Raw genomic sequence first — 22,354 nt, forward strand, 5'->3', positions numbered from 1 at the left:
GCGTGGGAATAACTGGGGTGTTGCGCTCAGCTGCCGGATGACGTCGCGAAGGGCGTGGCGGCGGCGATGTGCTCGGTGCGGTTGGGATGCCGCCACAGGCCTTTGCGCTCCAGGATCGGCAGCACGCCTTCGCCGAACCAGTACGCCTCTTCCAAGTGCGGATAGCCGGAGAGGATGAAGTGGGTGATGCCCAGGCGCGCGTATTCGGCCAGCCGTTCGGCGACTTCGGCATGCGAGCCGACCAGTGCGGTGCCCGCGCCGCCGCGGACCAGGCCGACGCCCGCCCAGAGGTTGGGCGCGATCTCCAGCCGTGCGGTGCTGCCGCCGTGCAGTTCCAGCATGCGCCGCTGGCCTTCGGATTCGCTGCGCGCCAGGTTCGCCTGCACCCGCTCGATATCGGCGGGGTCGATGCCGGCCAGCAGCCGGTCGGCCTCGGCCCAGGCTTGCTCGGAGGTGTCACGGCTGATCACGTGGATGCGCAGGCCGTAGTCGAGGACGCGTCCGTGGTCCACCGCCAGACGGCGGATCCATTCCAGCTTCCTGCTCACCGCGAGCAGCGGCTCGCCCCAGGTCAGGTAGGTGTCGCTATAGCGGGCCGCGATCGGGCCCGCGGGTTCGGAGGAACCGCCGAAGAACACCGGCGGCACCGGGTCCGGTCGATTGCTCAGCAGTGCCTGCTCGACTCGGATGTGTTCGCCTTCGAACGTCACCGGCTCGGTGGAGGTCCACAGTTCCCGCACCACATGCAAGAATTCGCCGGTGCGTGCGTAGCGCTGGGACTTGTCCAGGAAGTCGCCGTAGGCCTGCTGCTCGTGCGGCTCGCCACCGGTCACCACGTTGAGCAGCAGCCTGCCCCCGGAATGCCGCTGGAAGGTGGCCGCCATCTGTGCCGCGAGCGTCGGGCTGACCAGGCCGGGGCGGAATGCCACCAGGAACTTCAGCGTCTCGGTGGTCTCCACCATCATCGCGGTGGTCAGCCAGGCGTCCTCGCACCACGCGCCGGTGGGGGTGAGCACGGCCTCGAACCCGTTGTCCTCGGCGGCGGCGCCGATCTGGTTCAGATACCGCAGGCTGGCCGGGCGGTCACCGGACATGAAGGTGCCGTGCCCGCCCGCGACCAGTCCGCGGGAATCGCCGTAAGTGGGGAGGAACCAGTGGAACGACAGACTCATGCTGAGCCAACTCCCTTCCGGAGACCGCGGCCGAGCCACCGCGGTGACCAGCTCGCACGCGAAGCGACCCGAACCGGTGTCGCGGCCACAACGGCCCCGCGGCACCTCGGGTGGGACAGATCGGGCGGTGCGCCTTGTGGGCGCGCCGCAGTGATCCATGCTGGGCGCACCGCCGGCTCAGGTCACGATTTGAAACCATGCCGGTTTTTATTCCGGTCTCGGTACGTGTCACTATTCGTGACTAGACGTAACCACGAATAACATGTAATCTGGCCTCAGCACGCACCCTCAGGTGTGCGAGGCGGACCGGACGAAACGAGTACCTCAATGACGCGGCATGTCGACGTATTGATCATCGGCGCTGGGCTGTCCGGAATCGGCATGGCCTGCCATCTCACCAAAGAGCAGACGGGACGCAGTTACGCGATCCTGGAACGCAGGCACGCCGTCGGCGGCACCTGGGATCTGTTTCGTTACCCCGGCATCCGATCCGATTCCGACATGTACACCTTCGGCTACGGCTTCCGCCCGTGGAACGGCACCAAGGTCCTCGCCGACGGCCCGCACATCCGCCATTACATCGAGGAGACGGCGGCCGAGTACGGCGTCACCGAGCACATCCGGTTCGGCCGCAAGGTCACCACGGCCCGCTGGTCGAGCGAGACGGCCACCTGGACGGTCGAGGCGGTCGACGAGCAGACCGGCGAGACCGAGATCCACACCAGCGACTTCCTGGTCGGCTGCACCGGCTACTACGACTACGACAACGGCTACCGTCCGCAGTTCCCCGGTGAGGAGAACTTCGGTGGGCGCATCGTGCATCCCCAGCACTGGCCGGAAGACCTCGACTACGCAGGCAAGAGGGTGGTGGTGATCGGCTCCGGCGCCACCGCGATCACTCTGATCCCGGCCATGAGCGACGCGGCGGCGCACGTCACCATGCTGCAGCGCTCGCCGACGTACATCACCGCGCTGCCCGCCGACGACCCGGTCGCGGTGGGGATGAAAGCCGCCAAGGTGCCGGAGAAGCTGGCCTACCGGATCGGCCGGGCCCGCAATATCGCCTTGCAGCGCGCGAGCTTCCAACTCTCCCGCACCAACCCGGAGGCGGCGAAGAAGCTCCTGCTGGCCGCCGTGCGCATGCAGGTCGGCCCCGGCATCGACATGCGCCATTTCACGCCGAACTACAACCCGTGGGACCAGAGGCTGTGCGTGGTTCCCAACGGTGACCTGTTCAAGGTGCTGCGCAGCGGCAAGGCCTCCATCGTCACCGACCGCATCGAGACCTTCACCGAGACCGGCATCCGCTTGGCCTCCGGCGAGGAACTGCCCGCCGATCTGGTCATCAGCGCCACCGGCCTGAGCGTGCAGATGCTCGGCGGCATGACCCTGGAGATCGACGGCGAGCCGGTGGTGACCCGGGACCGGGTGGTCTACAAGGGGGCCATGCTCGACAGCGTGCCGAACGCGATGATGGTGCTCGGCTACACCAACGCGTCCTGGACGCTGAAAGCGGACTTGGCGGCCGAGTACTTCTGCCGGGTGCTCAACCACATGAGGAAGAACGGTTTCACCCGGGTCGAGGCCGTCGCCACCGAGCGCGACCGAGGCGCCGACTCGGTGATGGGCGGGGCACTGACCTCCGGCTACATCCGGCGCGGCGACGCGGTGATGCCGCGGCAGGGCACCAATGGCCCGTGGCAGGTGATCAACAACTACTTCCGCGATCGCAAGCTGCTGCGCAAGGGCGCGCTCGAAGACGGGGTGCTGACCTTCAGGCGGACCGAGAAGTCGACCGCCACACGGCCACTGGAAGGTACGCGCAGCGCCTGATCGCGGGGCGTCGCACCGCGGCGGGCACGACGATGTGCCTGCCGCGAGTGCGTGTCGTTTTCGAATCGCGCCGAAGACAACCCTGGACACGAAATAGCGCATGCTCAACGATCGCTGCACTGCGACGCGATGGCGCGTCGGCGGATGTATCGAGGGAGAGTATGAGCGTGATAACGCGCAGTAAGTTTTTAATAGGCGCGGTAGTCGCCACAACTCTGGCACTGCTTTCGACCGCATGCGGTGGCGGGGAGGTCCGCACCTCCGGCGGTGTGCCGGTCCTGCGGTATCAAGGCTGGGCCTCGCAAGTTGTCATTCCCGAACTCGCGGAGGATCTGGGCTTCTTCGACGGCAAAGTGAAGCTCGAATGGCAGGGCAATACCATCAGCGGTCCGCAGGACATCCAATCGGCGGCGACCGGTCAGGTCGATTTCGGCGGCGCGTTCGGCGGCGCGGTCGCGAAACTGGCGCAGGGTGGTGCGCCGATCACGGCGGTGGTGAACTACTACGGATCCGATGAGAAGACGTTCACCGGATTCTATGTTCCCGAGAACAGTCCGATCAGAACTCCGAAAGATCTGCTGGACAAGAAGATCGGGGTGAACACCCTGGGTGGTCAGTCCGAGGCGGACATCCACACGGCGCTGAAGAAGGCCGGTTTCAACGAGCAGCAGATCAAATCGGTTCAGCTGGTAGTGCTGCCCCCGCCGAATACCGAGGACGCCGTGCGGCGCGGCCAGGTCGACGTGGCCGCGCTGAGCGGACAATTCCAGCAGCGCGCGATCGCCAATGGCGGCCTTCGTCCGGTCTTCACCGACTACGAGGAGTTCGGCCTCTTCAACGGCGGCCAGTACGTGTTCCGCAACGACTTCATCGCCAAGAACCCCGACAGTGTCCGGGCATTCGTCGACGGGGTCGCCAAGGCGATCGAATGGCTGAAGACGACTCCTCGTGACCAGGTGGTCGCGAAGTTCACCGAAATCATCGAGAAGCGAAAGCGTTCGGGGGAGGACGCCTCGTCGGTGAAGTACTGGCTTTCGGTCGGAGTGCCTGCCGTAAACGGCGTGATCGTCGATGCCGACTTCGTGCGCTGGGAGGATTGGTTGCGGGATACCGGCGCCATCACCGGTTCGTTCGAGCCGTCGAAGTTCTACACCAACAAGTACAACTCGCAGGCTCCGAAGTAATGCATGCGACGGATCGGGTGTCGTTGCGCGCGAGCCCGATCCGTCTTCCTCATTCGGTCGGCCGAGAACGGTAACTACGGCTGAACTGCGCGATAGCTCGGTTTGGGCCAAGGGATGTACACCGGAATGTATCGCGCCATCACCCCGGCGCCGAGGGCCGACACGCCTCCGATGGCGAGGACCGCCACGGCCAGCGGACCGATCGCCGCCAATCCGCTGATCACCAACGGGCCCACGAAGAAACCGCCGTCGTGGGTGAGCCGCCACGCGGCGAGGAACTCGGCACGGGTTGCGGCGGGCGCGATATCGGCGCCGATGGTCATGATGACACCGTTGCCGATGCCGTTGCCGATCCCCATGACGATCGCCGCGATGCCGAGTGTGAGCGCCGAATCGGTCAGCGGCACCGACAAATACGCGACGGCCAGGATGACCAACGACGGCACGGCGATGAATCTCCTGCCGTACCGGTCCATCAAATGTCCTGCGGGATATGCGCACAGTACATCGAGGCCCGCCCCGATGCCGAAGATCAGGCTCGCGGTAGCGGCGTCGACGCCGAGATGATCGGCCCAGAGCGGCAGTACGGCTTCCCGTGACGAACGCGCCGCACCCATCAACAGCGACCCGGCTCCCAGCGTCAGCAACAGCGCGCGATGTGCTCGCGTGATCTCGACCAGGGACAGCGGCGGTTTCGGTATCGCTCCGGCGGCCGAGGTCTGCGGGTCCGGCAGCCGGGCCATCAGCCATCCGGCGATCGCGATGGCGATCAACTGGACGACGAATCCACCGCGCGTGCCGAGGCCGGTGATAGCGGCCGCGCCGAGAAATGGTCCGGCGAAGAATCCCAGTCGCATGGCTCCGCCGAATAACGACATCGCCCGCGCTCGGCGTTCGAACGGCACCACTTCCGACAAATAGCTCATTCGAGCCAATCCCCAGACCGCATTGGACAGTCCGACGATTATCAGCCCTGCACCCAGAATCGGCACCGCCGGTGCGAACACGCACAACAGCACGCCGATCGAACCCGCCGTACTCGCGGCGATGATGGAGATCCGCTCACCGAGCCGGGCGACGACCTGGCCCGCGGGAATGTCGCCGAGTATCTGCCCGAGGCCGACCAGGGCGACGGTCAGACCCGCGACGGCGGCCGACGCGCCCAGGTCGAGCGCGGTGAGTGCCATGACGGGCGCCGCGGCCCCCATGCCGATCCCGTACGCCGCCGCGGGTACATAAACGGTGAACAACAATGGCCGAAGTGAGGGAAGTTCGACCGACGATCCGTCCTGCCGGTAGGTGGTCATACGACAACTCGGATATGCGCCGGTAAGTAATGCGCCCTGCACAGATAGGATGATGGGACCATATGGCCCCATAGTACGGATATTCTCACCCGCTCCATATTGTGAAAATCGCGGTGATTTTTATTTCGATACCGCCGGGTTCCGCTCTCGCGTTCGCGTCAGGAATCCGTGCGAGCCGGTGTCCGTACGGCTATTTCGCCGCTCAATGCGTAGTCGCCGGATAGTTGCAGTCGGTCTCCGCTCCAGAATCGGCCCGGGTCGTACCAGTCGGGACTACGGCGCTCGGGCAGCAGGCCCATCGCTTGGTATGTGGCGGCGACGATTTCGGCACAGTACGCGTTCTCCAGCTCGCGGGCGGTCGATCCACTCGTCTTCCTGCGGGGCAGACGCGCACGACCGCGGAGCCAGCGCCCCGCCAAGCCCGCGGTGGAGGGGAACGGAGTGCCGTCGAGCCGGGCGATGGCGCGCAGCGCGCCGTCCTCCATGGCGCGGGTGGCGGGAGGGTTCAACTGGCGCAACCATGCCTGCTGACCGTAGCGGTGTGCCCAGACCAGCACGGCATCGCGCAGATTGTGCAATTGGGCGCCACGGTGCGCCGTTCCCGACCACATGTCGGTGAGTGATCGTCCGAGCTCCGCGTGCCAGATCAGCGCGGGCAGGTCATCGATCACGACGGACATCCCGACATGGTTCACCGGACTGTTCGTCGTCATGCGAATCACCCGGTCGGCTGTGGAATGGCCACGGAAAAGCCAGATGTCACCCGTCCTGGTGACCTCGACCGCTCGGTCGAGATCGATGCCCGTCCCCGTCATGGTCGTAGCCTATGCGGTATGAGGTGGTGGAAGGCAGTGGGATTGGCGGGTGTGGCCGGTGTGGTCGCCACCGGTGTCGTGGTGGTGCGCGCCGAGCGCCGCCGCCGTGCCTACACCCCGGACCAGGTGCGCGAACAACTGCACGCGCGATTGGCCCAGGCGGCGTCGGCCGCGGCGAACGTCGAAACCGTCCGTGCGCAGCCACAGCCCGCGCCGGGGCTCAGCGAGCGTGTCCGGCGGTTGTTCCGTCGCTGGTCGAGACGGGAGTAGTAGGCGCGAGCCAGCGCAGACGGCGGTTCACAAAGTGATAGGCGCCATCGGGGCGAGGCCGAGTTCGGCGAGCGCGGCCGCGCCGCGTGCGGCATGCTCGCCACCGGCCAGCACCCTGGTGCGCGCCGACTGGTAACGGCAACCGGCGGCGTCGAACGCGGCCGCCGTGGCAAGCAGCCGTTCCAGGTCACCGGCATGCAGTGCCGCGGCGCGCTCCACGATGGCCCCGGCGAGGGGATTTCCGGCGACGACGGTCCTTGCCTCGGCGAGGCGATCGGCGGCATCGGGCGCCCCGGCGAGCACGGCGGCTTCGGCGCGCAGCGCCACATACCAATGCAGCCAGATCCACGTGACCCATCGCCACACCTCGCCAGGCTCGGATGCCGTCCGTTCCAGCGCCTCGTTCACCTGACCACGGTGGAGCAGGGCGAGCGCATCGAAGACCGCGCCGTAGCCGTGGGTGTGCGCTGGTGACGTGCCGAGTTGGCTTGTGACAGCGTCCCATTCGGCCCGAGCGTCATCGTCGCCGCGTAGGTCGTGGATCATCGCCACCCCCGCTACCGCCGGACCGAGGACCGACTTGACGGGATCGCCGACCCGATGCCACGACTCCAGGAACCGGATGCTGTTGGTGCGAACCCCCTCGACGTTGCCCGCCAGCGTGTCGGTCACCAGCAGCCAGCTCGTCGCGCGATGTCCGACCTCGGCGAGCAACGGATGATCCGCGAGCTGCTGCGCCCATCGGCGCGCGCCCAGCAGATCACCCGCGCCGAGTCCGGCCTCGGCGGCCTCGCCGAGCGCGTCGATCAGCTCATGGGTACCGGCCGGGGTATGCGGAGCGGACTTCAGCAACACCATTCGGCTGCGCGCGACGGCTGCTGCGGCGAAGGTGTCACCGGCCATGCTGTGCGCACCGGCGAGTGTGTCGAGCGCGGCGGACTCCGCGAGCGGATCACCTGTGCGCCTGGCGAGTTCGACGGCACGTTCGGCGCGCGCGATGGTCTCGGGCACGAGGTCGTCGGATGACTGTGGGCCGGTGAGGGCATCGGTGAGCGCTCGTCCGGCTTCGGCCAGCGCCACGGCGGCCTTGGCGGCCGGGTCAGCACCGGCGAGCTGCCGCGCCTCGGTGATGAGCGTGATGGCTTCCTCCGGTGCCAGGGGCCGGACGAACTTACTCGCGAACCGGTAGCCGTTGGCAGCGGCGGTCGCTAGTTCGCGGGCGGCGCCGGCGGAGTCGCCGGACCTGAGGGCCGCCTCCGCGGCCGCGCGGTGCAGGCGGTGCATATCGTCGCCCCGCATCTGACATCCGGCCGCGGCAGCGGCATGGCGCAGCATCGAGGCGGCGGCGGACGGGTCGTCGGCGAGCGCGGCCGCCTGCTCGTAGCGCATCTGGGACTCACCGATCAGATTGCGGGTGAAGCACAGTCGCCCCAGATGCTGGGCGAAGCGGAGGGCATCCGCGCGGTGCTCCGGCTGATCGCCCGCCCACGCCATCGCGGCGCGGAAGTCGTCGGCCACCGCATCGAATCGTGCCCGCCAGTCCGCTTTCACCACCGTCAGCTCGGCGGCCTCGGCCAGGCACCAGCGGAGGTGCCCCGCACGGGTGCCTGCCAGTTCACCGGCCTGCGTGAGCTGCTCCGTCCCGTACTGGCGGATGGTTTCCAGCGCCCGGTATCCGGTCCCACTCGGGAATGCTGTCACCGCGAGCAGGCTCTGCTCGGCGAGTCGGGCCAATCCGTCTGCGACAACGGCTTTCTCGGACGCCGCTACCTGCGCCGCCGCCTCGACGGTGAACGCACCCATGAAGACCGACACCCGACGCAGCAGCACTCGATCGTCCGGCTCCAGCAAGGCGTGGCTCCAGTCCAGCGCTGCCCGCACCGACCGGTGCCGGTCCTCGGCGCGCGGTCCCCCGGCGAGCATCCGGAGCTGATCCGACAGTCCGGCTTCGAGACCATCCAGCCCGAGCGTCGTCCAGCGTGCGGCAGCCAACTCGATCGCCAGCGCCACACCATCGAGTCGCTCGCAGAAGGCGGCGACCTGGTCGCGAAGGGCGTGATTCGGCGGCCAGCCGCCGGCCGCCGCGCGGTCCATGAACAGTTGGACCGCATCCGAGTCGCCATCGCCGGCCAAGGACATCGGCGCGACTGTGTACACCCGCTCGAACGGCACCATCAGCCGGGCCCGGCTGGTCGCCAGCACCGTCAATCGCGGACATGTCGCGAGCAGTCGTTCGATGAACGGCGCCACCCCGTCGCGCACGTGCTCGCAGTTGTCCAGCACCAGCAAGGCGTGCCGGTCGGCCAGCGCGGTGAGCACCGACTCGTCCATGCCGCGGCCGGGCTGCTCGCCGAGGCCGAGCGCGAGGGCGACCGTACCGGCGATCACGCCGGTGTCCGCGCTGGTGACCGGCACCAGGTCGACGAACCACACCCCGTCGGTGTACGCGGCGGCCATCTCCGCCGCGACGGCCAGCGCAAGCCGGGTCTTGCCCACTCCGCCGGGACCGACCGCGGTCACCTGCCGGTATTCGCCGATCATCTCGGTCAGTTCCGCGCGCTCCCGGCCGCGGCCGATGAAGGAAGTCAGCGGCCTCGGCAGGACCGGCGCCGGGTGCGGCCGGTCGTCGCGTACCGAAGCGGACGCGCGCTGGGCCAGTGCCCGCCGGTCGGGCACCTCCAGTTTGCGCAGGAGTGAGGAGACGTGGCTCTCCACGGTGCGCACGGAGATGAACAGCTTCGCCCCGATCTCGGCGTTACTGAGATGTTCCCCCACCAGCGCCAGCACCTCGGCTTCCCGAGCCGAGATCTCCACTGTCGCCACCATGGCACCGATTCTGCCGTATCCCTTCGCTCTCATACTTCTCGGTCTGTTTACCCGGGTACGGATTGCTGCCGTAGTCGATCGGTGGCCCGATCAGTGGACGGTTCCGTGGTCGCCACGGATGTGCGTCGCAGTCGCCGGGAGAGATGCTGTGAGCACGCCCGGTTCGCCCGACAGAACGGCACACCGGGACGACGTGACCGACGAGTTCAGGAGTGATCATGACCAGCTCTCCCACCCAGGGAATCAAGACCGTGCTGCATCCCGTGTCCGACCTGGCGGCAGCCAAGGCGCTGTTCACCGCTTTGCTCGGCACGGCGCCGCAGACCGACTCGCCTTACTACGTCGGCTTCGAGGCCGAGGGCCAGCACATCGGGCTGGTGCCGAATGGCGGACCGCAGGGAATGACCGCACCGGTGGCCTACTGGCACGTGCCGGACATCGAGGCGAAGCTGGCGGAAGTGACCGCCGCGGGCGCCACTGTGGCGGAGTCCGCCCACGATGTCGGCGGCGGCCGCCTGGTGGCCACCGTCACCGACGTCGACGGCCACGTCCTCGGGCTGATCCAGGACCGATGAGCGCCCGAACCACCATCGAAATCACCCCTGTCCGAGACGAAGGAGACACACTCATGACCGCGCAGAAGTCCGCCACCCGCACCAGCGCCAAGACCAAGACCGCGGTGGGATTCACCGACGAGGAACGCGCCGCGATGAAGGAGCACGCCCAAGAGTTGAAGACGGCCGCGCGCCGCGGCTCGCGCGCGACGAAGGCGGACGGGGAGAAGGACGTGCTCGAGAAGATCGCCGGAATGGCCGAATCCGATCGCGTCATGGCCGAGCGGGTGCACGCCGTCGTCCGAGCCAGCGCTCCGGATCTGTCGCCGAAGCTGTGGTACGGCATGCCCGCCTACGCCAAGGACGGCAAGGTCGTGTGCTTCTTCCAGAGCGCGGAAAAGTTCAAATCGCGTTACGCGACTCTCGGTTTCAGCGATATCGCCACCCTCGACGACGGCGCCATGTGGCCGACGTACTTCGCGCTGACGAAGGTGACCGCCGCCGAGGAGGCGAGGATCGGCGAACTGGTGCGCAAGGCGGTGGGCTGAGCGCCGAAGCGTCAGGTCACGATGCGGAGTGGATGTTCCAGCAGGTCCTTCAGTTGTTGCAGGAACTGTGCGGCCACGGCTCCGTCGATGGCGCGGTGGTCGGCGGACATGGTGACCCGCAGAATCTTGCGGGTCACCATTTCACCGTCGTCCAGACGCAGTTCGTCCGTGGCCGCGCCGACGGCCAGGATGGCGGCCTCCGGTGGGTTGATGACGGCGGTGAAGTGCTCGATGCCGAACATACCGAGGTTGGAGATGGTGAAAGTGCCGCCGCTCATCTCGTCGGTGCGCAGCTTGCGTTCGCGGGCGCGTTCGGCTTTGTCCCTACTCTCGGCGGCTATCTCGGACACGCTCTTGCGATCGGCGTCGCGCAGCACAGGAACGAGAAGGCCCGCGGGCGTCGCGACCGCCATACCGAGGTTGATGCCACGGTGCCGCAACAATTTGTCGCCCGCGAAGGAGACATTGACCGCAGGGTTGTTCCGCAGCGTCACGGCGACGGCCTTGAGCAGCAGATCGTTGACGCTGACCTTCACACCTGTCTGCGCCAGCGTGGCGTTGACCTGTGCGCGGAAGTCGAAGAGGTCGGTCACATCGACCGCGTTGGTCAGATAGATGTGCGGAGCTTGTTGTTTGCTCTCGGTGAGCCGCGTGGCCGAGACACGCTGGATGGTGGTCAGCGGAATTTCCTCGTAGTCGCCTGCGGCCGGAGCGGGAAGCTCGCTCGGGGGAGCGGGGACGACTTTCCGCGGCGGATCGAGTTCGGCTGCACGATGGGCGGATTCGACATCCTGCCGGATGATGCGCCCACCGGGGCCGGTGCCGACGACGGTGGTGATGTCGACGCCGAGTTCGTCGGCGATCTTGCGCGCCAGCGGCGACGTCTTCTTTCGCTGCACCGTTGCGCGGGAGTCGACGGTGGGTTCGGTCACCGTGACAGCCGGAACCGGGCGAGTGTCCGGCTCCGCACCGTGTCCGGCAGGAGCTTGCTCCTCGGCGGGGGCGGGCGTACCCCCGTTCGGGCCGCTCGCGGTAGTTCCGCTGCCGTCGCCGATGACGCCGATGGGTGTTCCGATCGGCACCCGCGCGCCCTCACCGGCGAGGATTTGCTCGAGCACGCCGCTGTCGTACGCCTCGAGCTCCATGAGAGCTTTGTCGGTTTCGATCTCGGCGAGGATTTCGCCTTGTTCGACCGGATCGCCCACCTGCTTGAGCCAGGAGACGACGACGCCTTCCTCCATGGTGTCGGAGAGGCGGGGCATGGTGATTTCGGGCATGAATGTCCTCTGGTCTTTCAGCGTCGCTTGCCCACTGCCGCAAGGGTTTCCACTGCGGCGGTGTACAGCGAATCGGCCGACGGCAGGGCGAGTCGTTCGAGCGGCTTGGCATAGGGCAGCGGCACCTCGGCCATGGCCACCCGGCGAACCGGGGCGTCGAGGTAGTCGAAGGCGCCGTCGGAGATGGAGGCCGCGACCTCTGCGCCGATGCCGTAGGTGAGCCAGTCGTCTTCGCCGATGACGGCGCAGCCGGTCTTACGGACGGACTCGATCAGGGTGGCGCGGTCCAGCGGACGAAGGCTGCGCAGGTCGATGACCTCTGCCGAGAAACCGTCGGCGGCGAGTCGTTCGGCGACCTCGGAGCAGATCGTCGCCATTCGCGAGTACCCGATCAGCGTGATGTCGGAGCCGGTTCTCGTGACCGCGGCCTTGCCGATCTGGGCGCTCGGAAGATCTTCCGGCACTTCGCCTTTGGTGTTGTACAGCGACAGGTTCTCCAGGAACAACACCGGATCGTCGTCTTCGATGGCGGCTTTCAGCAGCGCACGCGCGTCGGCCGGAGTGCTCGGCGCGACCACCTTCAGGCCCGGCACGAAGGCGTAGTACAACTCCACGTTCTGCGAATGCGTCGCGCCCAGTTGCTGCCCGCCGCCGCCCGGGGTGCGGATGACCATGGGCACGCTGGTCTGGCCGCCGAACATGCCGTAGATCTTCGCGGCGTGGTTGACGATCTGATCCAGCGCCAGCAGTGAGAAATTGATCGTCATGATCTCGACGACCGGGCGCAGTCCGAGCATGGCGGCGCCGATGGCGGCGCCGACGAAACCCTCCTCGGCGATGGGAGTGTCGCGCACCCGCTTCTCGCCGAATTCGGCCAGCAGTCCCGCGGTGATCTTGTAGGAGCCTTCGAAGATGCCGATCTCCTCCCCGATGAGGAAGACATCGTCGTCGCGCCGCATCTCCTCGCGGAGGGTCTCGCGCAGCGCTTCACGATAGGTCATGACAGCCACGGTGATGTCCTTAATGGGTGAAGAGCGGATCGGCGGGCAGGCGACGCGAATCGCCCGCCACGGGCGTCGCGTAGTTGTAGTCGAACAGGCTCGACGGCTCCGGATGGGGGCTTGTGTCGGCGAATTCGACCGCCGCGGCGACCACGGCCGTCACCTCCGCTTCGAGCGCGGCCACGGACCGATCGTCCAGCACACCGGCGGCGAGCAGCGCGTCGCGCCAGCGCACGATGGGATCGTTGCCGCGGGCGATCGAGACCGCCTCTTCGGTACGGTATTTCGCCGGGTCGACCACGGAGTGGCCTTTGAGGCGGTGACTGACCGCCTCGAGCAGCGCGGGTTTCTTCTCGCGCCGAGCGGTTTCGATCAACTCACCGGCCACATCGCGGACGGCGAGCACATCGGTGCCGTCGACACGCTCCCCGCGCATGCGGTATGCGGCGGCGCGCTTCCACAGATCCGGCTCGGCGGAGGAGCGCTCGACCGTGGTGCCCATGCCGGTCTGGTTGTTGATCACCAGGAACACCACCGGCAGGTTCCACAGGGCCGCGATGTTGAGCGACTCGTGGAACGCACCGATGTTCGTCGTGCCCTCACCCATCTGGCACACCACCACGTCGTCCTCGCCGCGGTAGTCGATGGCCAGCGCCGCGCCGACGGCCAGCGGAACCTGGCCGCCGACGATGGCGTAACCGCCCAGCATGCGAGTCGCGGTGTCGTACATGTGCATGGAACCGCCCCAGCCCTTGGAGGTGCCGGTGGAGCGGCCGTACAGTTCCGCCATGACGCGGCCGGGCTCGATGCCTTTGGCCAGCGCGTATCCGTGCTCGCGGTAGTTGGTGAACAGATAGTCGGTCGGGCGCATGGCCGCGCCGAGACCGATCACGGTGGCTTCCTCGCCCAGGTTGAGATGGCAGTAGCCGCCGATCTTCGCCTGCTGATAGCTCTGGGCGGTGCGCTCCTCGAACCGGCGCACGAACAGCATGTCGCGGTACAGGCCGCGCAGGCTGTCGGGATCCTCCGCGGCGATGCGCGCGTCGGCCGGAACGGAGTCGTCCTGCGTCCGTGCGGGTTCGGCGGCGTCGCTCTTGCGCTCCTCGGCGACCGGCGCGGAGGTGTGTGCGGCCGTCGACCGAGCCGTCTTGCGACTCGGTTTGCGGGATGCGGTGCTGGTGGTCACGGCAGGCTCCTCAACGCTTCCGGGGCGGGATGTGCACGGGCAGTCCGAGTCCGGCCATGGCCGCCTCCATGCCGATCTCGCCGAGAGTGGGGTGGGCGTGGATGGTGTCGGCGAGTTCGTCGAGGGTCGCCTCCAGCGCAATGGCCAAGGCGCCCTCGGCGATCAGGTCGCTGGCCGACGGGCCGATGATGTGCACCCCGAGCACTTCTCGATGACGCTGTCCGGCAACGATTTTGACGAAGCCCTCGGTTTCGCCGAAGGTCTTCGCCCGGCCGAGTGCCGCGAAGGGGAATCGGGCGGTGACGACCTCGTGCCCGGCGGCGCGGGCCTTCGCCTCGGTGAGCCCGACGCTCGCGATCTCCGGGTGGGTGAAGGTGGCGGCCGGGATCGCGGTGTAGTCGATGTGCGCCGGATGGCCGGCGATCACGTCCGCGGCGGTGAGGCCCTGATGCGAGGCGACGTGTGCGAGCAGGGCACGCCCGGTGACGTCACCGATGGCGTAGACGTGTTCGACGCCGGTGCTCAGCCGTTCGTCGACGGGGATGAATCCCCGAGGGTCGGTGCCGATTCCCGCGCGGTCCAGGCCGAGGTCGGCGGTGTTGGGACGGCGTCCGACGCCGACAAGTACCACCTCCGCGTCGAGTTCACCGGCGTGCTCGCCCGCGACGGTGACGCGCAGGGCATCGGTCCGTGCGATGGCTTCGACGGTCGAGCCGGTGAGCACGGTGATGCCGCGCTTGGTGAACGACCGTCCCAGGGCGGCGCCGACGTCGGCGTCCTCCAGCGGCACCAGGGTGTCCTGTAGCTCGACGATGGTGACCCGGCTGCCGAAACTCGCGAACAGGCTGGCCCATTCCGCGCCGACCGCGCTGCCGCCGATGACGACGAGGCGTTCGGGCACCTCGGTCAGCCCGAACGCGCCGTCGGAGGTGATGACGCCCGGCAGGTCCGCGCCCGGAATCGGCAGTCGAGCGGGCACCGATCCGGTCGCGATGATCACGTCGCTCGCGCTGATCGTCCGGGTGGCGGTGGCTGTCGGAGCGGCGGCGTAGCGGGGGCCGCCTGGGAAGATCGGCGATTGTCCCGCCTCGAATACCTCGACGCTGGTCGGACCGGTGAAGCGGGCGTGTCCCTCGATCACCGTCACGCCGTTCGCGGCGAGCAGGCTCGCCACACCGTCGGTGAGTTGCTTGACGATGCCGTCCTTGCGCTGCCGCACGGCGGCGAAGTCATAGCGCACGTTGTCGGCGTACACGCCGAAATCAGCTGCGGCGGTGATGGTTCGGAAGATCTCGGCGGACCGCAGCATCGCCTTGGTCGGAATGCAGCCCCAATTGAGGCAGACGCCGCCCGGGCGCTCCTTCTCCACCAAGCCGACCCGCAGGCCGCGCTGGGCCGCGCGGATGGCGGCGACGTACCCGCCCGGGCCGCCGCCGACCACCAGTAGATCGAAATCCGGCACTCGTGGTGCTCCTCGTCCTCGATGATCCGATCCGCCTCCGGTTGTGGGGCGAATCATCGCTATCGAGTGTTGCCGTAGCGTAGTGCACACACAATTGCCACGAAGCCCAGTAGTGCAATCGTCGGATTGGGCGCAGCGCCCAATCCGATGAGGTCGGATCAGGCTCTATCCGCTGGCCGGTCGAGGTCGAGGGCGGCCAGGGCCAGCGACAGTTCCACATAGCTGCGCTGGCCTTCGAGCGGGCGGCCGAGCAAGGTCGAGACGCGATGGAGGCGGTTGATCACGGTATTGCGGTGGCAGTGCAGCCGTGTCGCCGCATGGGCCGCCGAGCAGTCGTGCGCCAACCATGCCGCGAGCGTGTCGAGCAAGGTCGTGCGCTCGGCGGCGGGCAGTGCGAGTACCGGACCGAGGGTGTGGGCGACCAGCATGTCGGTCACGTCGGTCGAGCGCAGCAACAGCGCATGTTGGAAGCGTTGGTGCAGCGGCACGAGTCCTGTCGCGTCCTCGGGCAAGGTTTGCAGGGTGAGCAGTGCCCAGCCGTGTGCGGTGCCGACCTGCGCCAGGCCGCCGACGGTCGGCGAGGCGCCTGCTCGTCCGCGAACATGCGGTTCGATCCGTCGCAACACCGAGGCGACGTCGTGGCGCTCGACCGCTATCAGCCCGACCGTCGAGTCGACGCGATCGTGCCACACCGAACGAATGCCGACCGCGGCCAAGGCCGTCTCGGTGCCGGTGTGCATCGCCTCGCCCGCACCGCAGGCGACGACCACGAGGTAGTCGCTACCGGCTGGAAGGTTCAACTCACGTGCGGCGCGCGCGGCGAAGGTGGTGTCGTTGCCTCGGCCGGCGAGCAGGTCCTCGATCAGGGCGTGCCGACGGCGTTCGTCGCTGCGCAACTGCTCCAATTCGGTATTCCGGTAAGACGTGACCAGCGACGTGGACAGCCCGTCGATCACGGCCCACAACGCGGTGCCCGCCGCGCGGATCTCGCCGGGAGCGAGATCGTCCGCTCGGTCGAGCAGGACCTCCCAGACGATCCGGCCGCCGAGCCGGAACGTGCGCAACATGGCTTCCAGCGGCACGCCCTGTTCGGCTCGGCGGCGCCCGATGGACGCGGCGACATCGTCGTCGAACGCGGTCGTGGGAGCACCCAACAGGTCGAGGATGCGGGTCACGTACCGGCGACAGCCGTCGACCAGATCGGCGCGGGCGACCCGCGAATAATCGGTCCAGTCGGGGTTGTCGGTGAAGATCTCCGAGATCAGCCGATCGGTCAGCGCGGGGATCTCCGCACGGCAGGCGGCCACCAATTCCCGCGTGCGCGCGTTCGGATGCGCCTTCTTCGATATCGACATGTCGCTCGGGTTCCTTGTCGTCTGCCATGCGCCACGACTGCGCGAGCGGTGGCCTATCACGACCGTATAGCCGTCGGATTGCCGCATCGACAGCGACGCTCCACCCCGGCGGGTAGGTGACATCGCCGCACTGCGGCGCAGTCCGGCTGGTGAAGACATCGACAACGCCCTGCCGTCACGAGAAGCCGCCGGGCGCGGGCGAACGAGAGTACTCGAAGTAGCGGATCTGACCGACTATCTTTACCGTGAATGCGGCAATAAACTGTCGCTCGTGTCGAATCTACGGATCAGCGAAGCCGCCGCGTTGCTGGGTGTCAGCGATGACACGGTGCGTCGATGGATCGATCAGGGCCGTCTGACCGCGATTCAGCTGGACAACGGCCGCAAGGGTGTCAGCGGCCGCGAGCTCGCGGAGTTCCTGCGCGCCACTGCCGAGGCGCCCGCACCCGGTGCGACGGTCGCGGCGTCGGCCCGCAACCGGATGCGCGGGATCGTGACCCGGGTGGTCAAGGACACGGTGATGGCGCAGGTGGAGATGCAGGCCGGACCGTTCCGGCTGGTGTCGTTGCTGAGCCGGGAATCGGTGGACGAGCTCGGTCTGGAAGTCGGCAGCGTCGCTGTCGCATCGGTGAAGTCCACGCACGTCGTCGTGGAGATACCGGAAAGTTGACGAGGATGAGGATGATTCGCAAGTTGGGTGTCGCCACCGCGACGGTGGTGGCTGTGGTGACCGCGGCCGGCTGTGGTTCGGACGACGCGACCGAACACACCGGCGCCGAGCATGTCTCGGGCACGGTGACCGTGTTCGCCGCCGCCTCGCTGACCGAGACGTTCACCGAACTCGGCAAGCAATTCGAGGCCGCCCACCCGGGCGTGAAGGTGATCTACAGCTTCGGCGCGAGTTCCGCGCTCGCCGAACAGATCAACCAAGGAGCACCGGCCGACGTGTTCGCCTCGGCGGCGCCGAAGAACATGCAGCAGGTCCGCGACAAGGGCGAAGTCACCGCCGCGCCGGTCACCTTCGTGCGCAACAGGCTCGAGATCGCGGTGCCCAAGGGCAACCCGGGACACGTCACCGGGTTGGCCGATTTCGGCAGGACCGAGCCCAAGCTCGCGCTGTGCGCGGAGCAGGTGCCTTGCGGCGCGGCGGCCAAGACGGTGTTCGAGACGGCGAACATCACCCCGCAACCCGATACCCGCGAGCAGGACGTGAAGGCGGTGCTGACCAAGGTGACGCTCGGCGAGGTCGACGCGGCGCTGGTATACCGCACCGACGTGAAGGCGGCGGGCGACAAGGTCGAGGGCATCGACTTCCCGGAGTCCGGCAAGGCGATCAACGACTACCCGGTAGCGCCGCTGGCGCACGCGCCGAACGCGGCCGCCGCGGCGGCGTTCGTCGACTTCGTGACCTCGGACAAGGCCGAGACGGTCTTCGCCGCGGCGGGATTCGACACGCCGTGATCGCGCCCTCGCGGCGGCGGGCGGTGCTCGGGCGGCGACCGGTCGCGCTGATGCTGCCCGCAGGCTGCGGGCTGGCGTTCCTCGCCCTACCGCTCATCGGGTTGCTGGCGCGAGCGCCGTGGGCGACCATGCCGGATCGGTTGTTCAGCGTCGAAGTCGGCCAGGCACTGCGGCTTTCGCTGGTGTGCGCGACCGCGGCCACGGCGATCTGCGTGGTCCTCGGCATCCCGCTGGCCTGGGTGCTGGCGCGCGCCGAACTGCCGGGGCGCGGGCTGATCCGGGCCTTGGTCACCGTACCGCTCGTGCTGCCGCCGGTGGTCGGCGGTGTCGCACTGCTGCTGGTGCTGGGACGGCGGGGGCTGATCGGGCGGTATCTCTACGAATGGTTTGGTGTCTCAATGCCGTTCACCACCGCCGGGGTAATCGTGGCCGAGGCATTCGTGGCCATGCCTTTCCTGGTGATCTCCGTCGAAGGAGCGCTGCGGGCGGCCGATCCTCGCTTCGAGGAGGCGGCCGCCACGCTCGGCGCCACCCGCTGGTACACCTTCCGCCGGGTGACCCTGCCGTCGGTATTGCCCGGAGTGGTCGCGGGCGCGGTGCTGTGCTGGGCCCGTGCGCTCGGTGAGTTCGGCGCCACCATCACCTTCGCCGGTAACTTCCCCGGCCGCACCACCACTATGCCGCTGGCGGTCTATCTCGCGCTGGAGACCGATCCGGACGCCGCGATCGTGCTCAGCCTCGTTCTGTTGGCCGTCTCGGTCACCGTGTTGGTCGCGTTGCGCGAACGGTGGATCCGGGGAGCGATATGAGCTTGGAGGCCGACCTGCGGATCGACCGAGGGCATTTCGCGCTCGAACTGCCTCTCGCCGCCGCACCGGGCGAGGTGACCGCTCTGCTGGGACCGAACGGGGCGGGCAAGACCACTGCCCTGCGAGCCCTGTCGGGGCTGATCGCGCTGACCCGCGGGCACATCCGGCTGGACGGAACCACCTGGGACGCGCCACCGTCGGCGTTCGTTCCCGCCGAAGGTCGACAGGTAGGCGTCGTGTTCCAGGACTACCTGTTGTTCGGGCATTTGTCGGCACTGGAGAACGTCGCATTCGGGCTGCGCGCCCGCGGATGTCGGCGTGCCGTCGCGCGGGAGCGGGCCACCGAATGGCTCGCGCGGGTCGGACTGGCCGATTACGCACTTCGCAAACCCCGGGCACTGTCCGGAGGACAGGCGCAACGGGTCGCCTTGGCCCGCGCGCTGGCCACCGAACCGCAGCTGTTGCTGCTCGACGAGCCACTCGCGGCACTCGACGCCGGCACCAGGGTCCAAGTGCGCTCGGACCTCGCCCACCATCTGCGCGACTACCCCGGCCACACCGTGCTGGTCACCCACGACCCCCTCGACGCCATGGTCCTCGCCGACCGGCTGATCATCCTCGAAGATGGCAAGATCGTCCAGCAAGGACCGCCCGCGCAGGTCGCGGCGAGACCACGCTCGGACTACGTGGCGACTTTGATGGGCCTCAACCTCTACCGCGGCACGGCTCGCGGCACGACTGTCGACCTGGACGGTGGCGGCAGCCTCACCATTGCCGAACCCGCCGAGGGGCGAGTCCATGTGGCCTTCGGCCCGAACGCGGTCGGCCTGCATCCGGAACAACCCGTCGGCAGCCCCCGCAACAGCTGGCCGGTCACGATCACCGGCATCGAGCAACACGCGCACATCACCCGGATTCGTCTCGACGGCGCACCGCCCGTGCTCGCCGACATCACACCGGCCACCGTCGCCGAGCTGCGACTGCGTCCGGGCCAGCGGCTGTGGGCTGCGGTGAAGGCCACCGAAACTCGTTCCTACCCAGCGTGATTCAGCGTACGCGTCGAGCCGCCGTGCCGTCGGCCGAGCTGCCCGGATGTCTTGGAAGCCGTGGCAATCCGATGTTCTGGCTACATGGTCGGAAAAGAGCGGGGCCGCAGGCGCGGGTAGGTAGGACGAGCCCATCCCCGGGTGCGGAAGCATGGGCCGAGCGATTCGTCGACGGCGTGGAATGTGCGCATGACGTGATACGCAAGGTCCGGCTCGAGAAAGGGTGGCGGCGTACCCGCGGCTGCGCATCGTGACTGTTTCAGATTTGCTACACGTAAGCTGTTCACTTTTCCGGTTGAGATGGCGCACACTGTGAAGGTCGCATCTCTCGTGTAGGGGATGCGGCGATCGGTTGCGCTGGGCTGAGTTGTCCGTTCGGTCGATTCCACTGAGGAGTGCCCATGAACGCGTATCCACCGATCGCTGAGCACGGTATCGTCGGTGATCTGCAAACCGCGGCGCTGGTGTCCTCGGCGGGCACGATCGATTGGTGGTGCACTCCGCGATTCGATTCGCCGAGCGTCTTCGCCGCACTGCTCGACAGCGAGCGCGGCGGTAGCTGTCAGTTGTCCGCGGATCTGGCCGAGGCCGAAGTGACGATTCGTCAGTTGTACCTGTCGGACACGGCCGTACTGGTGACCCGGTTCATGGCGGAGAGTGGGGTCGGCGAAGTCATCGATTTCATGGAGCCGATCCGTGATCCCGCCCCTACTGACCGGCATCGGCTGGTGCGGATCGCCCGGGTGGTGCGGGGCACTTTGCCTTTCGTGCTGAGCTGCCGACCACGGTTCGACTACGCGCGCGCCGCACACACGCTCACTTTGCACGATCAGTGCTCGGCGATCTTCCGAGGTCCGGGCACCGATCTGCACCTGCAGGCGACCGACCCGGTGTCGTTTCACGCCGAAGGCGATGACGTGTCCGCGCGGTTCACCCTGTCGGCGGGGGAGACGACAGTGCTCGTGTTGACGAGTATGGACAGCGACGGCGCCGTACCGGTCCCGCTGGTGCGGGAAGCGGTCATCGCCGAATTCGAGGCTTGCCGCGCGTTCTGGCAGTCGTGGCTGCGTTCGTCGACCTACCGGGGGCGCTGGCGGGACATGGTGAATCGCTCGGCGATCACGCTGAAGTTGCTCACCTACGCACCGACCGGCGCACCGATCGCCGCGGCCACCATGGGCCTGCCCGAGCAGGTCGGTGGCGAACGCAACTGGGACTACCGCTATACCTGGATCCGGGATGCGTCCCTGTCGGTGCGGGCGCTGAACGATTTGGGTTTCGCCGAAGAGGCGTATGCCTTCCGGCGCTGGTTGCGCGAGCGGCTGGAAGCCGGTGACACCACTTCTGGTGAGCCGTTGCAGATCATGTATCGCATCGATGGCGATCCTCGACTGGAGGAGGAGATTCTCTCTCATCTGGAGGGTTACCGCGGATCGGCGCCGGTGCGGGTCGGTAACGCGGCGGCCGATCAGATCCAGCTCGACATCTACGGTGAGGCGGCCGACGCGCTGGCGCAGATGTCCGATATCGGCGGAATCTCGGGCTGGCGGGCGATCGCGAACCTGATCGACTGGCTCACCGAGAACTGGGACCGGCGCGACGAGGGGATTTGGGAAACTCGTGGTGGTCAACAGGAATTCACCTACAGCCGTCTCATGACCTGGGTCGCGTTCGATCGCGGTGTACGGCTGGCGATCGAACACTCTCGGCCCGCGGACGTCGCGCGCTGGACACGGGAACGGGACGCCGTGTTCAACCAGATCATCGAGCGCGGCTGGAGCTCGAAGCGGCAGGCGTTCGTGCAGCACTACGCCACCGAGGTGCTGGATGCGTCGCTGCTGCTCATGCCGCGGATGGGCTTCCTGTCCTCGCAGGATCCGGCGTGGCTGAGCACGCTCGACGCGATGGACGAGGAATTGGTCAGCGACAGCCTGGTCTACCGTTACGACCCCGAAGCCTCCCCGGACGGCTTACGCGGCGTCGAGGGCACGTTCAATCTGTGCAGTTTCCTATATGTGGAGGCGCTGGCCCGTGCTGGGCGATTGACCCAAGCCCGCTACGCGTTCGACAAGATGCTCACCTACGCCAATCACGTCGGTCTCTTCGCCGAGGAGATCGGCCCGTCCGGCGAGCAGTTGGGCAACTTCCCACAGGCGTTCACGCACCTGGCCTTGGTCGCCGCGGCGATGGCGTTGGACGAACAGCTCGACCGAGCCGAAGCTCGGCCGGACGGTTCCTGACCCGGGGC

Annotated in this window: 19 protein-coding genes; 10 read left to right on the forward strand and 9 right to left on the reverse strand. The window is 67.6% G+C overall.

Translation table 11 applies throughout. The features are described 5' to 3' along the window. Positions 1-26 precede the first annotated feature (26 nt). Complete coding sequence (locus ACIA5H_RS12380; protein WP_379254410.1) at positions 27-1,172, reverse strand: LLM class flavin-dependent oxidoreductase; 1,146 nt, start codon at positions 1,170-1,172, stop codon at positions 27-29. A gap of 327 nt (positions 1,173-1,499) precedes the next feature. On the opposite strand from ACIA5H_RS12380, the gene ACIA5H_RS12385 reads away from it, so the two are divergent. Then, positions 1,500-3,005, forward strand: coding sequence for a flavin-containing monooxygenase (locus ACIA5H_RS12385; protein ID WP_379254409.1), 1,506 nt, complete (start codon positions 1,500-1,502; stop codon positions 3,003-3,005). 170 nt (positions 3,006-3,175) lie between these two features. Then, the gene (locus tag ACIA5H_RS12390; protein WP_397076044.1) at positions 3,176-4,189 is read left to right on the forward strand and encodes an ABC transporter substrate-binding protein; all 1,014 of its coding nucleotides are present in this window, start codon (positions 3,176-3,178) and stop codon (positions 4,187-4,189) included. Between the two features lie 74 nt (positions 4,190-4,263). Here the strand turns inward: ACIA5H_RS12390 and ACIA5H_RS12395 are convergent, their stop codons facing one another. Next, complete coding sequence (locus ACIA5H_RS12395; protein ID WP_397075879.1) at positions 4,264-5,496, reverse strand: MFS transporter; 1,233 nt, start codon at positions 5,494-5,496, stop codon at positions 4,264-4,266. Positions 5,497-5,654: 158 nt separating this feature from the next. Beyond that, positions 5,655-6,311, reverse strand: coding sequence for a hypothetical protein (locus tag ACIA5H_RS12400; RefSeq protein ID WP_355073917.1), 657 nt, complete (start codon positions 6,309-6,311; stop codon positions 5,655-5,657). An 18-nt stretch (positions 6,312-6,329) separates the two neighbouring features. Between ACIA5H_RS12400 and ACIA5H_RS12405 the strand changes: the two genes are divergently transcribed. After that, entirely contained in the window at positions 6,330-6,581 is a 252-nt protein-coding gene (locus ACIA5H_RS12405) for a hypothetical protein (RefSeq protein WP_397075882.1), read from the forward strand. A gap of 27 nt (positions 6,582-6,608) precedes the next feature. On the opposite strand, the gene ACIA5H_RS12410 is transcribed toward ACIA5H_RS12405, so the two are convergent. Next, positions 6,609-9,407, reverse strand: a complete 2,799-nt coding sequence (locus ACIA5H_RS12410) for an ATP-binding protein (RefSeq protein ID WP_397075884.1) — start codon at positions 9,405-9,407, stop codon at positions 6,609-6,611. Between the two features lie 218 nt (positions 9,408-9,625). Between ACIA5H_RS12410 and ACIA5H_RS12415 the strand changes: the two genes are divergently transcribed. Further along, positions 9,626-9,982, forward strand: a complete 357-nt coding sequence (locus ACIA5H_RS12415; protein WP_356964301.1) for a VOC family protein — start codon at positions 9,626-9,628, stop codon at positions 9,980-9,982. 53 nt (positions 9,983-10,035) lie between these two features. Further along, entirely contained in the window at positions 10,036-10,509 is a 474-nt protein-coding gene (locus tag ACIA5H_RS12420; RefSeq protein WP_397075887.1) for an iron chaperone, read from the forward strand. Between the two features lie 11 nt (positions 10,510-10,520). Here the strand turns inward: ACIA5H_RS12420 and ACIA5H_RS12425 are convergent, their stop codons facing one another. From ACIA5H_RS12425 to ACIA5H_RS12445, 5 genes are all read right to left on the reverse strand, one after another. Next, positions 10,521-11,786: a dihydrolipoamide acetyltransferase family protein gene (locus ACIA5H_RS12425; protein WP_397075889.1), complete on the reverse strand. Its 1,266-nt coding sequence runs from the start codon at positions 11,784-11,786 to the stop codon at positions 10,521-10,523. A gap of 17 nt (positions 11,787-11,803) precedes the next feature. Continuing rightward, positions 11,804-12,787, reverse strand: coding sequence for an alpha-ketoacid dehydrogenase subunit beta (locus tag ACIA5H_RS12430; RefSeq protein ID WP_379254401.1), 984 nt, complete (start codon positions 12,785-12,787; stop codon positions 11,804-11,806). 19 nt (positions 12,788-12,806) lie between these two features. Continuing rightward, positions 12,807-13,973: a pyruvate dehydrogenase (acetyl-transferring) E1 component subunit alpha gene (gene pdhA / locus ACIA5H_RS12435; RefSeq protein WP_397075891.1), complete on the reverse strand. Its 1,167-nt coding sequence runs from the start codon at positions 13,971-13,973 to the stop codon at positions 12,807-12,809. A 10-nt stretch (positions 13,974-13,983) separates the two neighbouring features. Then, positions 13,984-15,435 (reverse strand): dihydrolipoyl dehydrogenase, encoded by a 1,452-nt coding sequence (gene lpdA, locus ACIA5H_RS12440; RefSeq protein WP_397075893.1) that lies wholly within the window; start codon positions 15,433-15,435, stop codon positions 13,984-13,986. A gap of 158 nt (positions 15,436-15,593) precedes the next feature. After that, a complete protein-coding gene (locus ACIA5H_RS12445) occupies positions 15,594-16,790 on the reverse strand; it encodes a PucR family transcriptional regulator (RefSeq protein WP_397075895.1) in 1,197 nt (398 codons plus the stop codon). A 271-nt stretch (positions 16,791-17,061) separates the two neighbouring features. On the opposite strand from ACIA5H_RS12445, the gene ACIA5H_RS12450 reads away from it, so the two are divergent. From ACIA5H_RS12450 to ACIA5H_RS12470, 5 genes are all read left to right on the forward strand, one after another. After that, positions 17,062-17,460, forward strand: coding sequence for a TOBE domain-containing protein (locus ACIA5H_RS12450; RefSeq protein WP_355073899.1), 399 nt, complete (start codon positions 17,062-17,064; stop codon positions 17,458-17,460). 11 nt (positions 17,461-17,471) lie between these two features. Continuing rightward, positions 17,472-18,251 carry a molybdate ABC transporter substrate-binding protein gene (modA, locus tag ACIA5H_RS12455; protein ID WP_379254396.1) on the forward strand — a complete coding sequence of 260 codons (780 nt, stop codon included), beginning with the start codon at positions 17,472-17,474 and terminating at the stop codon, positions 18,249-18,251. Between the two features lie 50 nt (positions 18,252-18,301). Beyond that, a complete protein-coding gene (gene modB, locus ACIA5H_RS12460; RefSeq protein ID WP_397076046.1) occupies positions 18,302-19,060 on the forward strand; it encodes a molybdate ABC transporter permease subunit in 759 nt (252 codons plus the stop codon). Further along, positions 19,057-20,106: an ABC transporter ATP-binding protein gene (locus tag ACIA5H_RS12465; protein ID WP_397075899.1), complete on the forward strand. Its 1,050-nt coding sequence runs from the start codon at positions 19,057-19,059 to the stop codon at positions 20,104-20,106. The genes modB and ACIA5H_RS12465 overlap by 4 nt, the downstream gene beginning before the upstream one ends. Before the next feature lie 401 nt (positions 20,107-20,507). Next, positions 20,508-22,346 carry a glycoside hydrolase family 15 protein gene (locus tag ACIA5H_RS12470; protein WP_397075901.1) on the forward strand — a complete coding sequence of 613 codons (1,839 nt, stop codon included), beginning with the start codon at positions 20,508-20,510 and terminating at the stop codon, positions 22,344-22,346. The last annotated feature ends 8 nt before the right edge of the window (positions 22,347-22,354 follow it).

This window comes from Nocardia sp. NPDC051900 (genome assembly GCF_044452545.1).
In the GTDB taxonomy this organism is placed as follows: Bacteria; Actinomycetota; Actinomycetes; order Mycobacteriales; family Mycobacteriaceae; genus Nocardia; species Nocardia sichangensis.

Excerpts from the sequence above, each read along its gene's own strand:
- ACIA5H_RS12380 (WP_379254410.1), bottom strand. The coding sequence starts at position 1,172 with ATGAGTCTGTCGTTCCACTGGTTCCTCCCCACTTACGGCGATTCCCGC.
- ACIA5H_RS12385 (WP_379254409.1), top strand. The coding sequence starts at position 1,500 with ATGACGCGGCATGTCGACGTATTGATCATCGGCGCTGGGCTGTCCGGA.
- ACIA5H_RS12395 (WP_397075879.1), bottom strand. The coding sequence starts at position 5,496 with ATGACCACCTACCGGCAGGACGGATCGTCGGTCGAACTTCCCTCACTT.
- ACIA5H_RS12400 (WP_355073917.1), bottom strand. The coding sequence starts at position 6,311 with ATGACGGGGACGGGCATCGATCTCGACCGAGCGGTCGAGGTCACCAGG.
- ACIA5H_RS12405 (WP_397075882.1), top strand. The coding sequence starts at position 6,330 with ATGAGGTGGTGGAAGGCAGTGGGATTGGCGGGTGTGGCCGGTGTGGTC.
- ACIA5H_RS12410 (WP_397075884.1), bottom strand. The coding sequence starts at position 9,407 with ATGGTGGCGACAGTGGAGATCTCGGCTCGGGAAGCCGAGGTGCTGGCG.
- ACIA5H_RS12415 (WP_356964301.1), top strand. The coding sequence starts at position 9,626 with ATGACCAGCTCTCCCACCCAGGGAATCAAGACCGTGCTGCATCCCGTG.
- ACIA5H_RS12420 (WP_397075887.1), top strand. The coding sequence starts at position 10,036 with ATGACCGCGCAGAAGTCCGCCACCCGCACCAGCGCCAAGACCAAGACC.
- ACIA5H_RS12425 (WP_397075889.1), bottom strand. The coding sequence starts at position 11,786 with ATGCCCGAAATCACCATGCCCCGCCTCTCCGACACCATGGAGGAAGGC.
- ACIA5H_RS12430 (WP_379254401.1), bottom strand. The coding sequence starts at position 12,787 with ATGACCTATCGTGAAGCGCTGCGCGAGACCCTCCGCGAGGAGATGCGG.
- ACIA5H_RS12445 (WP_397075895.1), bottom strand. The coding sequence starts at position 16,790 with ATGTCGATATCGAAGAAGGCGCATCCGAACGCGCGCACGCGGGAATTG.
- modA (WP_379254396.1), top strand. The coding sequence starts at position 17,472 with ATGATTCGCAAGTTGGGTGTCGCCACCGCGACGGTGGTGGCTGTGGTG.
- modB (WP_397076046.1), top strand. The coding sequence starts at position 18,302 with ATGCTGCCCGCAGGCTGCGGGCTGGCGTTCCTCGCCCTACCGCTCATC.
- ACIA5H_RS12465 (WP_397075899.1), top strand. The coding sequence starts at position 19,057 with ATGAGCTTGGAGGCCGACCTGCGGATCGACCGAGGGCATTTCGCGCTC.
- ACIA5H_RS12470 (WP_397075901.1), top strand. The coding sequence starts at position 20,508 with ATGAACGCGTATCCACCGATCGCTGAGCACGGTATCGTCGGTGATCTG.